This window comes from Eikenella sp. Marseille-P7795, from assembly GCF_916618725.1.
Classification (GTDB): domain Bacteria; phylum Pseudomonadota; class Gammaproteobacteria; order Burkholderiales; family Neisseriaceae; genus Eikenella; species Eikenella longinqua.
Map to the genome: position 1 here is coordinate 538,116 of NZ_CAKAJZ010000002.1, position 14,192 is coordinate 552,307.

Sequence of the window (14,192 nt, forward strand, 5' to 3'; positions counted from 1 at the left end):
TATAAGTGGAGAATACACCATGAACTATTTAGGAATAGATGTAAGCAAGAAAAAAATAGATTGCTGCCTAATCGTAGAGGATAAGTACCTACATCGCGTATTGAAGAACGACCAAAGCGGATTTGAGAAGCTGCGGGATTGGCTCAAGAAGTACACGGACAAACCCGTTTACGCCTGTTTGGAAGCGACAGGCATTTATAGCGAACACATCGCCGATTGGCTGCATGATGAAGGTCATAGCGTAGCGCTCGTCAACCCGTTAAGTATTAAGAAATTTGCAGAGATGCAATTGCTGGCAGTCAAAACAGACAAGCAAGATGCCAAGACCATCGCCAAGTATTGCCAGATGACACAACCCACGCTGTACGCACCGCCGCCGAAATCTGAACGGCAGTTAAAGGCGCTAACCCGTCAAGTTGAATATTTAAAAGAAATAGTAGTGGCCAATCAAAACCGCTTTCAGGTAGCCCAAGACATCACTACTCCCATCATTGCCGACACAATAGCGCATCTTCGGCAGCAGATTGCGCAAGTCGAGCAGCAAATTCAAACGCACATCAAGCAAAGTCCAGACCTCAAAGACAAGGCCGACCTGCTAAAGTCGGTTCGGGGCATCGGTGCAGCGACGATACCCCACCTGATAACGCTGTTCGGGTTCAAGACGTTTAGCACGGCAAAGGCTGCGATTAAGTACGTTGGATTAAACCCCATTATCAAACAAAGCGGCGAAAGAAAAACAAGGTTTATCTCTATCTCGAAACAAGGGGATAAGACTATTCGAACGGCGTTATATTGCCGGCAGTCCGCGCATTCAGTTTGCCCGAATGGCAGCCGTTTGTTAATCGTTTGAAGGCTTCCGGCAAGACGGGCAAGCAGATTGTTTGCGCAATAATGCGGAAGCTGTTGGTGTACTGTTTTACCGTGTTGAAGAGCGGCAGACCCTACGACCCGCAAATACAAGCAGCCTGAATGGCTTTAGCTCCGCAGGAGGTAAAGGCAGGCAGGTTGCCGCCAAGCGAAGCGCGGCAGCTAAATGGTTGTCGCTTCGCAAGGGGTAAAATACGCCGAAAAATCAATAGAGATGCGGTGATTTAACCAACATTTACACAGTGAAAATTTGACAAGATATGTAACAGTATCTTTAGTTAGCCCGTAGCCGCAGCTTGGGCTAGCTGAAACTTTCAGGTAGCCTCCAACGGCAAACGGCGGCGGGAACTGCTTCCTGCCGCCGTGGTTTGCTTGCTGCGCCGCCGGTTCACGAGCGGTATTGCGCCATCAGCTCGCAGTAGTTTTGATAGTGTTCTTTGGCCACGAAGCCGCGCACCAGGCTCATGGTTTGGTAGATGCCGCGGCGTTTGGCGCCGTCGTCCCAGTTGCCGATGTGCTGGGAGTTGTCGAAGTCAAACCAGTATTTGGTGAGCAGCCATACGTTGAGGCCGAGCTCGCGCAGGGCTTCGTCGTCGGCGTCGAGGATGCCTTTGGCGCGCAGCTCGGTGAATATCCGCACGAGCAGCGGGGAAATTTTGATGTGGGTGAATTCGTTGTGCTCGCCCCAAAGCTCTTTGCTGCGGGTGAGCAGGGTGTTGACGTCGCTGAATAAAAAGCGGTATTCCCAGAGGATGTCGTACACGCCGCTCATGTATTCGCCCATTTTGGCCATGTTGTCGGGCAGGGGGGTTTGCTGGATGTAGTCGAGCAGCTTGCCGCTGTAGCGCTGGAAGAGCTGGACGATGATCTCGTCTTTGTTACGGAAGTGGTAGTAGAGGTTGCCGGGGCTGATGCCGAGAGCTTGGGCGATGTGGTTGGTGCTGATTTTGCGCTCGCCTTCTTCGTTGAAGAGCTTGAGGCTGATGTCTACCACGCGGTCGTAGGTGCTGGGTTTGCCGTTTTTCTTGGTCATGTGCTGTTCTCCGTTGCTGTATGGCCCGTTTAGCAGCCAACCGCAGCGTGGTCGTGCCGCCTGCCGCCGCGATTATAGCCGCCTCTGCCCCTTTCGGTATAGTGTCGGCAACTTTATGCCCGCATAAAAGGCGGGAAACGTTGCCTGATTACCATTTCTGGCAAAAGGCGTGGCATAAAGTGCAAACCTTTGGCGGGCAAGGGCATGAAGGCTACCTGAAAAAGAAACAGCCATCCTTCACGCCCATAATTTTTCAGGTAGCCTTCCCTAATGGAATTAGGCTACCTGAAAATTTGTGCGGCTTATATTTGTTTCACCCTAGCCCAGCCACACCGGCTCGGGCTCCAGCCACACGCCGAAGCGTTGGAACACGCAGCCGCGCACATGCTCAGACAGGCGGCGCACATCTTCCGCGCTGGCGCCGCCAAGGTTAACCAACACCAACGCCTGCTTCTGGTGCACGCCGGCATTGCCTTCGCGGTGGCCTTTCAAGCCGCATTGGTCGATCAGCCAGCCGGCGGCGAGCTTGGCCTGGCCGTTTGGCTGCGGATACACCGGCAGCGCGGGATACTGCCGTTTCAGCGCGGCGGCCTGCTCGGCCGGCACAATCGGATTTTGATAGAAACTGCCGCAGCTGCCCATCTGCGCCGGGTCGGGCAGCTTGCGGCGGCGGATGCGGCACACGGCTTCGGCCACGGCGGCGGCGGTGAGCTGCGCGCCCCCGGCCACGGCCTCGGCTTCGCTCTGCACATCGCCGTAATGCAGCTTGGGCTGGAATACGGTATCCAGCGCAAACTCCACCGCGGTAATCACATAACGCCCGCCGGATTGCTTAAACAGGCTGTTGCGGTAGGCAAAGCGGCAGGCGGCGTTTTCAAAGCGCACCGGCTGCCCGGCATCCAAATCCCAAGCATGCACGGCGGCGATGCAGTCTTTCGCCTCCACGCCGTATGCGCCGATATTCTGCACCGGCGCGGCGCCCACCGTGCCGGGAATCAGGCTCAAGTTTTCCAGGCCGCTCAAGCCCAGCGCGATGGTGTGCTGCACGAAATCGTGCCAGTTTTCGCCGGCCTGCGCGGTGAGGCGCACTTTGCCGCCGCCTATCGGCTCGGGCGCGTCGATGCCCTTATTGGCCATGCGCACCACCAGCCCGTCGTAATCCCGCATAAAGAGCACATTGCTGCCGCCGCCGAGCCACAGCACGCTCTGGCGGCTGTATTCAGGCAGGCGCAGGATTTCAGGTAGCCTTTGGGCGCTGTCCAGCTCGCACAGGGCGGCGGCGCGCGCACTCAGGCCGAATGTGTTCAGCCCGCTCAAATCGGCATGGCGCAGCAGTTTAATCATCGTCTTGATGCTCCAGCATTTCTTCGCTCACTCCTTCCAAACACCACAGCAGGGCCACCGCCGCGCACATCAGCGACAACACCAGCGCCGCCCAAAAGCCGTAAATCCCCAGCCGCGTGCCGAAGGCCAAGAGGCAACCCAGCCCGAGGCCGACCACCCAAAACGCGATGGCGTGAATCACCATCGGCAGCTTGGTCACCTTATAGCCGCGCAGGGCATAGGAAGCGATGCATTGGATGGCATCGGCCAGCTGGAAGGCGGCGGCAAACAGCAGAATCGTGGCGCCCAATTCGATCACGGCCGCGTCGTCGGTGTAAATCCGCATAATCGGGTAGCGGAACAGCACGGTGAGCACCGCCGTGATAATCGACAAAGCCGCGCCGGAAGAAAGCGCCACGCCGGCGGCATAGCGCGCCTGGTAGTAGCGGTCGGCGCCGATGGAAAAGCCCACGCGCACGGTTACCGCCGCGCCGATGCCCTGCGGAATCACATAAATCAGGCTGGTGATGCTGTTTACCACCTGCTGCGCGGCCACATGGTCTTCCGCATTGCCCGGCAGGCGGGCAATCAGCAGCATCATCACGGTAAACAGGCTCACTTCCAAGAAGAACGACAAACCAATCGGCACGCCCAATTTGGTGATCTGGCGCAGGATTTTCGCATTCGGCTTGGAAAAGCGCGAAAGCAGGCCGAAGCGTTGGAAATATTTCTGCTTGGCGATATACACCCACAGCGCGGCCGCGTTAAACCAAAACACCAGCGCGCTGGCCAGGCCGCAGCCCGCGCCGCCCAACGCCGGCATGCCCAAATCGCCATACACGAAAATATGGTTCAGCGGGATATTCATAAACAAAGTAATCCAGCTCATCCACATAATCGGTTTCGGCTTGCCCAAGCTGGAAGCGAAGGCATGCAACGCACGGTGCACCATGGCCGCCGGCATGGAGAGCGCCACAAAGCCCACATACTGCGAAAACTGCCGTTTCACTTCCGGGCTCAAATCCAGATAATGATTGATCGGCTGCACCATCAGCCACAGCACGGCCATGCCCACAAAGCCCAGCATCAGGCCATACCACATGCCCTGCCGCCCCAATTCGCCCACCTGCTCGGTTTCGCCCGCGCCGTGCGCTTGGGAAATCATCGGGTTGAGCGCAGTCATGATGCCCATGAAGGTGATAAACACTGTAACGAAGGCGCTGCTGCCCAAGGCCACGGCGGCCAAGTCCGGCTTGCCCGCGCCGCCCGCCATCACCGTATCCACAAACCCCACCCCCACCTGGGCAATCTGCGCCAAGAGCATAGGCATCGCCAAAGCCCCCATGCGACGGGCTTCATTGCGGAAAACGGCGGGGGAATAACGGTTTAAGTCGAGCAGCATAATCAAATGAAAGAGTGGAACACGGGCGCCATTTTAGCAGAAACGCAACATAAGTTGTAGTAACGCAACACTCCGCCCCGCTCCCGCCTTGCGCATAAAATAGCGGAAGACGCCTGATTCAACAAAGAAAACGCCAACAATCCGCCCCGCATCGGCATATATATAACAAGTGTTGTTTGCCTGCCGACAGCGGGTGGACAAACCGGAGCAAACGTGAACCATCTGCCGCCACGCCGCCATGCCCGCAGAGGCTACCTGAAAATACAGCGGCGATTATTCGGCGGTTTCAGGCAATCGCATATTTTCAGGTAGCCCCAACCGCGCGCAGGCTACCTGAAAATAGGGGATTGCGAGAACGGGAGAGCTTGGGCAGCCGAAGCCGTTTACCTATTCCCTCGGCAATCGTTTACATTCGTCTGGCTGCACAAGCTACCTGAAAGCGGAGTTTCTGCGAAGCCAACGCACAGTTTCAACGCAATTAAAACCAAAAGTCTACCTGAAAACGAGCTTCGTGAGTTTCTGCGCAGCTAAAATTTTCAGGTAGCCTCTTCCGCATTCCATGCAAAACGGCACGGCGGGCTGCCGTGCCGTTTCCAAGTTTCACACCAAACCGCTTACTGCTGGCGCGCCTGCGAAGTCGGGTTGATGAGGATTTCCACCCGGCGGTTTTGCGCACGGCCCACTTCGGTGGAGTTGTCGGCAATCGGCGAACGCGAGCCGTAGCCCACGGTGCTGATGCGGTTGGCGGCCACGCCGCGGCCGTTCAGGTAGCCCGCCACGGATTGCGCGCGCTGCTGCGAGAGCGGGTTGTTGATGCGGTCGTTGCCGGTGTTGTCGGTGTGACCGGCCACGGTGATGGTGGTTTCCGGATACTGGGTCAGCACGTCGGCCACGGTGTTGAGCGAGCTCACGGCGTTCGGGCTGAGCGCGGAGCTGTTGGTGGCGAAGGTGACACCGCTGGGCATGGTCAGCTTGATTTGGTCGCCCTGGCGTTCCACTGCCACTTGGGTGTTGGCCAGCTCTTGGCGCAGACGGCGCTCTTGAATGTCCATATAACCGCCCACACCGGCGCCCACCACGCCGCAGCCCAAAGCAGCATTGCGCGCGCCTTTGCTGCCGTGGGTGAGCGCGCCGATAGCGCCGCAGGCAGCCGCGCCGCCCAAGCCGTAGAGCGCGGTTTTAGAAATAGTTTGCTGGCCGGTAACCGGGTCGGTTACGCAGCCGCTCAGGGTGAAGCTGGCAGCCAAAGCCAAAATAGTCAGACGTTTCATCATTTTCGTTATCCTTTCAGGATGCGGTTGAAATATTATTGCAATCATTTTGCCTTGCAGGCAGCCACTATAGGCGAGCCGCCGCGCAAACAAAAGCCGCCGCCGCAAGATTTACCGTTTATCAAACTTTCCAGATATTTGTTTACATTCATCCGCCCGCCGTATGGCTGGCAACAGGGCTTTCGGCTACAATGCCCGCTCGACAACCCGATAGGCTACCTGAAAATATGCCGCGCCCCGCCCGCCTCCTCCTGCCCGCCCTCGCCCTGTTTGCCGCTGCTTTTTCCCACGCCGAGCTCCCCACCGGCCTCTATCTATACCAGGGCAACGATGGGGGCAGCTACCGCCCCGCCGACGAACCCGACGCCATCCCGCGCCCGCGTTCGCCCTCCATCCATGCCGAGCGGAAAGTTTGTATCCCTGCCGACAGCCAAGCCTGGCTGCAAGAGCAAATCCGCCGCCGCACCACCGGCCTCTACCCGCAAGGCCGTTTTGCAGAACGCCAAACCGCCACCGGCCACGCCTACACCCTGCTCAACCCTGCCCAAGCCAAGCCCGGCCTCGATGCCTACACCGTGGGCATGGCGCTGAAAAACGACCCACAAGGCCGCCCCGCCGTATCTTTCTCCATCGACTCCACCGACACCGGGCGTAATTCCACCCACCAAACCCACATTAACCAGTGGTATACCTACCAAGGCTCAAACTGCCCCGCCGATGCCGATGGCGAATAAATGCAGCTCTGCCGAACCTGTGTTGGCTGCGCCGAAGCTGATGTTTTCAGGTAGCCTTTCCCTCTTTCACTAACCATAATTTAAACCCAACCATGACCACCCTCTACAACACTCTCACCCGCCAAAAAGAGCCCTTCGCCCCCATCGACCCCGCAAACGTGCGCATGTACGTTTGCGGTATGACCGTGTACGACTACTGCCACCTCGGCCATGCCCGCGTGATGGTGGTGTTCGACATGATTGCCCGCTGGTTGCGCGAGTGCGGCTATCCGCTCACTTATGTGCGCAACATCACCGACATCGACGACAAAATCATCGCCCGTGCGGCCGAAAACGGCGAAACCATCGGCGAGCTCACCGCGCGTTTCATCCAAGCCATGCACGAAGATGCCGACGCGCTGGGCGTGTTGCGCCCCGACATCGAGCCGAAGGCGACGGAAAACATCCCGCAAATGATTGCCATGATTGAAATCCTAATTCAAAACGGCAAAGCCTATCCCGCCGCGAATGGCGACGTTTACTACGCCGTGCGCGAGTTCCCCGCCTACGGGCAGTTATCGGGCAAATCGCTGGATGATTTGCGCGCGGGCGAGCGCGTGGAAGTGGACGGTTTCAAACGCGATCCGCTGGATTTTGTGTTGTGGAAGGCCGCCAAGGAAGGCGAGCCGGCATGGGAAAGCCCGTGGGGCAACGGCCGCCCGGGCTGGCACATCGAATGTTCTGCCATGAGCGACAACCTGTTCGGCGATACGTTTGACATCCACGGCGGCGGCGCGGATTTGCAGTTCCCGCACCACGAAAACGAAATCGCCCAAAGCGTGGGCGCCAGCGGCCATGTTTGCGGGCACGAACACGCGCACACCCACCACGGCCAAAATATTGCCAGCCATGTCAAATATTGGCTGCACAACGGCTTCATCCGTGTCGATGGCGAAAAAATGTCCAAATCGCTGGGCAACTTCTTCACCATCCGCGAAGTGTTGAAGCAATACGACCCCGAAGTTGTGCGCTTCTTCATCCTGCGCGCCCACTACCGCAGCCCGCTGAACTATTCCGACGCGCATTTGGACGACGCCAAAAATGCCCTCACCCGCCTCTACAACACCTTGGCCAACGTGCCGCCCGCAGAATTTCAGGTAGACTCCGAAGCCAACGATTACACCCGCCGCTTCTTCGCCGCCATGAACGACGACTTCGACACCGTGCAGGCCGTGGCCGTATTGTTCGAGCTGGCCGGCGAAGCCAACAAAACCCAATCTGCCAAGCTTTCCGGCTGCCTCAAAGCCCTGGCCGGCACCATCGGCCTCCTCCAGCGCAGCCCCACCGAATTCCTGCAAGGCGGCACGGCGGCAGGCGGCTTGGGCAACGAAGAAATCGAAGCCCTCATCGCCCAGCGCCAACAAGCCCGCGCCAGCAAAAACTGGGCCGAATCCGACCGCATCCGCGACCTGCTTGCCGCCCAAGGCATCACCCTGCGCGACGGCGCCGGCGGCACCACTTGGACGCGCGATTAAGCCATCCGCCCCAAGCAAAATGGCTACCTGAAAACGCAACGCAACGAAGTTTCTGCGAAGCTAAAATTTCCGCTTCGTAGAAATGCCCGGAGCCCGTTTTCAGGTAGCCTTTCCCGTTCCTCCCTGCCGCCCAATAGCAAGCACAGGCAAAAAGCAGTATAGTTCCCCATTTGCCAAACCGCTTTAAGCAGCCCAAAGCAACCCCACCCACCCACACAAACAGGCTACCTGAAAGCGCCAGCTTCAACGAAGTTAAAACACAGTTTCCAAAGAAAACGGAGTTTCTGCGAAGCTAAAACGAAATTTCTGCGAAGCTAAAACGCAGCCAAAAACAAGCAAAGCAAATTTCAGCACAGCCAAAAACAGCCAACACACCGCCACCCGCCATGACCCAATCCCTCACCATCCTCGGCAGCACCGGCAGCATCGGCAGCAGCACGCTCGACGTCGTTGCCCGCCATCCCGAACGTTTCCGCATTTTCGCCCTCAGCGGCCACCGCCAAACCGACAAGCTGGCCGAGCAGTGCCTATCCTTCCGCCCGCAATACGCCGTTACCGCCGATGCAGCCCAAGCCGCCGAGCTGCGCACACACCTCGCCGCCGCCGGCTGCCCAACCGAAGTGCTGCACGGCGCTCAAGCCCTCATCGACATCGCCACCGCGCCCGAAACCCACGGCGTGATGGCCGCCATTGTCGGCGCCGCCGGCCTGCCGCCCACGCTTGCCGCTGCCCGCGCCGGCAAAACCATCTATCTGGCCAACAAAGAAACGCTGGTGGTGTCCGGCAGCCTCTTCATGCAAACCGCCGAACAGGCCGGAGCGCACATCCTGCCCGTAGACAGCGAACACAACGCCATCTACCAAGTTCTGCCGCCCAACAAAGACTACCTGAAACACAACGGCGTCGAATCCATCATCCTCACCGCATCCGGCGGCCCCTTCCTACACACCAATCTGGCCCACTTCCCCGCTATCACCCCCGCCCAAGCCGTCAAACACCCCAACTGGCAGATGGGGCGCAAAATCTCCGTAGACAGCGCCACCATGATGAACAAAGGCCTCGAGCTGATTGAGGCGCACTGGCTGTTCGGCTGCCCGCCGGAAAAGCTCGAAACCGTCATCCACCCGCAAAGCGTGGTGCACAGCATGGTGCGCTACACCGACGGCTCAGTGCTGGCGCAGCTAGGCACGCCCGATATGCGCACGCCCATCGCCTACTGCCTCGGCCTGCCCGAGCGCATCGCCTCCGGCACCGCGCCGCTGGATTTCGCCAGCCTCGCCGCGCTCACCTTCGAAGCGCCCGACTACCGCCGCTTTCCCTGCCTCGAGCTGGCCTACCAAGCCATGCAGGCCGGCGGCGGCGTGCCCTGCGTACTCAACGCCGCCAACGAAATCGCCGTGGCTGCCTTTCTAGACGGCCGCATCCGCTTCACCGACATCGCGCCGGTGGTGCGGCATACGCTGGAGCAGGATATTTCAGGTAGCCATCAAAGCCTGGAAGGCCTGCTGGCCCGGGATGCCGCCGCCCGCCGCGCGGCGACGGATTATGTGGAACGGCTGGGCTGAGCCCTGCCCACAATGTTTTGTCCAAACCGCCTGTTTCCATTACAATACGGCGTTTCCCCTATTCTCCGGCACATCATCGGGCTACCTGAAAACGCAAGCTTCGGCGCAGTGAAAATCTGAAACCCCGATTTTTCAGGTAGCCTCAAGCAGCAAGCCGGGCTCAAGGAGCATCTTTGTCTCTTCTCTATACCGTTGGCGCGTTTATCGTGGCCATCATGATTTTGGTCAGCCTGCACGAGCTGGGGCATTTGCTGGTGGCGCGCTGGTGCGGCATCAAAGTGCTGCGCTTCTCCGTGGGCTTCGGCACGCCGTTTTTCAACAAACGCTGGCGCAACATCGAATGGTGTTTGGCGCCGATTCCGCTGGGCGGCTATGTGAAAATGGTCGATACGCGCGAGGGCGACGTGCCCGAGGCCGACCTGCCCTACGCCTTCGACAAACAACACCCCTTCAAACGCATACTGGTGGTGGCCGCCGGCCCGCTCACCAATCTGGCGCTGGCCGTGCTGCTCTACACCTTCTCCTTCGGCCACTTCGGCGCGCAGGAAGTGCGGCCGATGGTGGGCATGGTGGCGCCCGAATCGCTGGCCGAAAAATCCGGCTTCGCCCCCGGCGACACCATCCAAGCCGTAAACGGCAAAGCCGTGGCCACTTGGGGCGATGCGCAGTCGGAAATCATTTTGAATCTGGACGCGAGCAAAGTTCAGGTAGCCGTGCGCCAGGCCAACGGCCAAGAAACCGTGCGCACCATCGACGCCGCCGGCACGCCCGAAGCCAAAGAAGTGGCGCGTCGTGGCGGCTACTTCGGCCTCACCGCCCTGCGCAAAACCACCATCCTCGCCACCATCCAGCCAGGCTCGCCCGCCGAACGCGCCGGCCTGCGCAAAGGCGACCGCGTGGTGGCCATCGACGGGCAAATCGTACACACCTGGCCGGAATTAACCACCGCCATCCGCCGGCATCCGCAAGACAAGCTCACCGTAGATATCCTGCGCGGCGGCAAACCTTTTCAGGTAGCCCTGCGCCCCGACAGCCGCGAAGACCGCAACGGCGAGCGCTACGGCTTTGCCGGCTTCGATTCCGAAACCGACCGGCGCTGGATGTCGCTCGCCACCTACCACTACCACCCCTCCTGGCCTCGTGCCGCTGAAATGGGCATAGAGCGCGTGGGCACCTACACCGCGCTCACCGGCCGCCTGTTTGCCCGCCTGCTCACCGGCCAGGCTTCCGTGAGCCACATCTCCGGCCCGCTCACCATCGCCGACTACGCCGGCAAAACCGCCGCCTCCGGCATTCAGGATTACCTGGAATTTCTCGCCGTGGTCAGCATCAGCCTCGGGATTTTGAATTTGCTGCCGATTCCTATTTTAGACGGCGGTCATTTAATGTATTATGCCGCCGAATGGATTCGCGGCAAGCCCGTCAGCGCCAAAGCGCAGATGTGGGGGCTGCGTTTTGGCCTCTCCCTGATGCTGATGCTGATGCTGGTGGCCTTTTTCAACGATATCACCCGATTATTGGGATAAAGCATGAAACTGAACAAACTTTCTTTCGCCTTGTTTGCAGCCGGCCTGTCTTCTTGGGCGCTGGCCGCCGCACCGTTTACCATCCAAGACATCCGCATCGAAGGCCTGCAACGCACCGACCCCTCCACCGTGCTGGGCTACCTGCCGGTGAAAGTGGGCAGCACCTTCAACGACGGCGAAGGCGAGCAAATCATCAAAAACCTCTACGCCACCGGTCTGTTCGACGACGTGCGCGTGGAAACCATGGGCAACCAAGTTTTGCTCACCGTGGTGGAGCGCCCCATCATCAACACCCTCACCGTAACCGGCGGCAAAACCCTGCCCAGCGACGCCATCAAGAAAAACCTCGACAGCTTCGGCCTGGGGCAATCGCAGCCGTTTAACCAAGCCATCCTGAACCAGGCCGTGGCCGGCTTGCAGCAGGAATACGCCAACCAAGGCAAACTCTCCGCCACCGTTACGCCGGAAGTAACCCGCCTGTCGCGCAACCGCGTGGACATCACGCTGAAAATCGACGAAGGCGCCACCACCCGCATCGAAGAAATCGACTTCGAAGGCAACCAGCACTTCTCCAACCGCACCCTGCGCCACCAGATGAAGCTCGACCGCCACGGCATGCTCAGCTGGCTCTCCAAAGACGACCGTTTCTCCGACGAACAATTCCGCAAAGACCTGCAATCCATCACCGACTTCTACCAAAACGAGGGCTTCTTCGAAGGCCGGGTGGAAGATGCCGACGTGCGCTACAACCAAGACCGCACCAAACAAACCCTGTGGATTAAGGTGCACGAAGGCGAGCGCTACCGCTGGGGCAAAGTGCGCATTGAGGGCGACACCCGCGAAGTGCCGCGCGAAGAGCTGGAAGCCCTGCTGAAAATGCGCGAAGGCAAGCGCTACAACCGCTCGCAGATGGTGGATAGCCTGCAAGCCATCCAAGACCGCATGGGTCAGGCCGGCTACGCGCTGGCGCAAGTGGGCGTGCAGCCGCAGCCCGACCAGGCCAACCACACCGTGGATTTCGTACTCACGGTAAACCCCGGCCGCAAATACTATGTGAACCAAATCCACATTTCCGGCAACAACAAAACCCGCGATGCGGTGATTCGCCGCGAAATGCGCCAAACCGAAGCCGCGCCCTACGATTCGGCCAAAATCAACCGCTCCAAAGACCGCATCCAGCTTTTGGGCTACTTCGACGATGTGAAAGTGGAAAGCCGCCCGCTGCCCGATACGCCCGACCAAGTGGACATCGACGTATCGGTGAAAGAGCGTTCCACCGGCTCGGTGGAAGTGGCCGCCGGCTGGGTACAGGATACCGGCCTGGTGCTCTCCGCCGGCGTGGCGCAGGATAACCTGTTCGGCACCGGCAAATCCGCCAACTTCCGCATTGCCCGCGGCAAAACCCAAAACACTGCCTCGCTGTCGTTTACCGACCCCTATTTCACCCCCGACGGCGTGAGCTTGGGCTACGACATCTACTACCGCGGCTTCATGCCCTACAAATCCAGCTCCAGCAGCATCGGCTCAAACAACTACGAAACCACCCGCATCGGCGTGGGCGCGCGCATGGGTGTGCCTATTACCGAATACGACCGCGTAAACTTCGGCCTCGGCGTGGAGCACCTCACCGTGAAGCTGCACGGCGACAAGCTGAACCAACCCTACCGATACCAAGACTTTATTCGAGAACACGGCGAGAAAAACTGGCTGCTCAAAGGCAACATCGGCTGGGGTCGCAACAAAACCGACGATGCCCTGTGGCCAACCCGCGGCTACACCACCAGCGTAAACGCCGACCTCGGCTTGCCCGGCGGCGATTTGCAATACTACATCCTCACCCACGACCAGCGCTGGTTCTTCCCCTTGAGCAAGAGCTTCACCCTGATGCTCGGCGGCGAAGTGGGCTATGCCGGCAAGTTCGGCGGCACCTCCACCGTGCCCTTCTTCAACAACTTCTACGGCGGCGGCCTAGGCTCCGTGCGCGGCTACGAAAGCGGCTCGCTCGGCCCGAAAGTGTATGAGAACTACAGTGGCGGCAGAAACATTGTGAACTACGGTGGCACCTATAAAGCCTATGCCTCCGCCGAGCTGCTATTCCCCTTCCCCGGCGTGAAAGACCAACGTTCCGTGCGCCTGAGCGTGTTTGCCGACGCCGGCAGCGTGTGGGACGGCAAAACCTACACTCCCGATGCCTACGGCCCCGCCAAACCGAACGGCACCAACGGCTACTACAAACAAGACCACCGTTCCACCTTCAGCAACGAATTGCGCTATTCCGTGGGCGCGGCGCTCACCTGGCTCTCGCCCCTGGGCCCGATGAAATTCAGTTTCGCCCATCCGCTGAAAAAAGAGGATAGCGACCAAATCCAGCGCTTCCAGTTCCAGCTGGGCACGACGTTCTAAGGAAGGCAAGCCATGAAGTCCACCCTCCCCCGCCTCGCCGCGGCCGCCCTTGCCGCCGTTTTGGCGCTGCCGGCCGCCGCCGACGGCGTGCAGAAGCTCGGTTTCATCGACACCGAGCGCGTGTATCAGGAATCCACCCAGGCGCAGCGCATCCAAACCACGCTGCAAAGCGAATTCGGCAGCCGCCAGCAGGCGCTGCAACGGCTGCGTGACCAGGGCATCGCCCTAAAAACCCGCCTCGACCAAGGCCACCTGAACGCCGCCGAACGCCGCCGCACCGAGCAGCAGCTGATCGAGCTCGACCGCAACCTGCGCCGCCAGGCCGCCCAGCTCACCGAAGAGTACAACCTGCGCCGCAACGAAGAATTCGCCGCCCTGCAGCAAACCGCCAACCGCGTCATCACCGACTTGGCACGCCGCGACGGCTACGACCTGATTATCCAAGACGTCATCTTCGTCAACAGCCGTTTCGACATCACCGACGAAGTCATCCGCGCCCTCAACAGCCAATAAAGGCTACCTGAAAAACATAAACGCAGCCCAAGCCGGGTTTC

The 14,192-nt window shown here is 59.5% G+C and carries 11 protein-coding genes; 7 read left to right on the forward strand and 4 right to left on the reverse strand.

Translation table 11 applies throughout. The features are described from left to right. Nucleotides 1-19: 19 nt before the first annotated feature. Nucleotides 20-850 (forward strand): transposase, encoded by an 831-nt coding sequence (locus LG371_RS06160; protein WP_225747993.1) that lies wholly within the window; start codon nucleotides 20-22, stop codon nucleotides 848-850. Nucleotides 851-1,255: 405 nt separating this feature from the next. Here LG371_RS06160 and LG371_RS06165 read toward each other — a convergent pair whose 3' ends face one another. The 4 genes from LG371_RS06165 to LG371_RS06180 form a co-directional block, all read right to left on the reverse strand. Then, nucleotides 1,256-1,900, reverse strand: coding sequence for a TetR/AcrR family transcriptional regulator (locus LG371_RS06165; protein WP_225748027.1), 645 nt, complete (start codon nucleotides 1,898-1,900; stop codon nucleotides 1,256-1,258). 318 nt (nucleotides 1,901-2,218) lie between these two features. After that, nucleotides 2,219-3,244: a UDP-N-acetylmuramate dehydrogenase gene (gene murB / locus LG371_RS06170; RefSeq protein WP_067595101.1), complete on the reverse strand. Its 1,026-nt coding sequence runs from the start codon at nucleotides 3,242-3,244 to the stop codon at nucleotides 2,219-2,221. Next, complete coding sequence (locus LG371_RS06175; protein WP_067595098.1) at nucleotides 3,237-4,625, reverse strand: MATE family efflux transporter; 1,389 nt, start codon at nucleotides 4,623-4,625, stop codon at nucleotides 3,237-3,239. The genes murB and LG371_RS06175 overlap by 8 nt, the downstream gene beginning before the upstream one ends. Nucleotides 4,626-5,239: 614 nt before the next feature. Beyond that, the gene (locus tag LG371_RS06180; protein ID WP_067595095.1) at nucleotides 5,240-5,899 is read right to left on the reverse strand and encodes an OmpA family protein; all 660 of its coding nucleotides are present in this window, start codon (nucleotides 5,897-5,899) and stop codon (nucleotides 5,240-5,242) included. A gap of 188 nt (nucleotides 5,900-6,087) precedes the next feature. Between LG371_RS06180 and LG371_RS06185 the strand changes: the two genes are divergently transcribed. From LG371_RS06185 to LG371_RS06210, 6 genes are all read left to right on the forward strand, one after another. Further along, nucleotides 6,088-6,630 (forward strand): hypothetical protein, encoded by a 543-nt coding sequence (locus tag LG371_RS06185; protein WP_156503590.1) that lies wholly within the window; start codon nucleotides 6,088-6,090, stop codon nucleotides 6,628-6,630. A gap of 92 nt (nucleotides 6,631-6,722) precedes the next feature. Further along, nucleotides 6,723-8,144, forward strand: a complete 1,422-nt coding sequence (gene cysS / locus LG371_RS06190) for a cysteine--tRNA ligase (RefSeq protein WP_225748028.1) — start codon at nucleotides 6,723-6,725, stop codon at nucleotides 8,142-8,144. A 386-nt stretch (nucleotides 8,145-8,530) separates the two neighbouring features. Further along, complete coding sequence (gene ispC / locus LG371_RS06195) at nucleotides 8,531-9,709, forward strand: 1-deoxy-D-xylulose-5-phosphate reductoisomerase (RefSeq protein ID WP_225748029.1); 1,179 nt, start codon at nucleotides 8,531-8,533, stop codon at nucleotides 9,707-9,709. A 173-nt stretch (nucleotides 9,710-9,882) separates the two neighbouring features. After that, nucleotides 9,883-11,235: an RIP metalloprotease RseP gene (gene rseP, locus LG371_RS06200; protein ID WP_225748030.1), complete on the forward strand. Its 1,353-nt coding sequence runs from the start codon at nucleotides 9,883-9,885 to the stop codon at nucleotides 11,233-11,235. A 3-nt stretch (nucleotides 11,236-11,238) separates the two neighbouring features. Further along, on the forward strand, nucleotides 11,239-13,638 hold the full coding sequence (bamA, locus tag LG371_RS06205; RefSeq protein WP_067595079.1) for an outer membrane protein assembly factor BamA: 2,400 nt from the start codon (nucleotides 11,239-11,241) through the stop codon (nucleotides 13,636-13,638). A gap of 12 nt (nucleotides 13,639-13,650) precedes the next feature. Then, nucleotides 13,651-14,151, forward strand: a complete 501-nt coding sequence (locus LG371_RS06210) for an OmpH family outer membrane protein (RefSeq protein WP_225748031.1) — start codon at nucleotides 13,651-13,653, stop codon at nucleotides 14,149-14,151. Nucleotides 14,152-14,192: the final 41 nt, after the last annotated feature.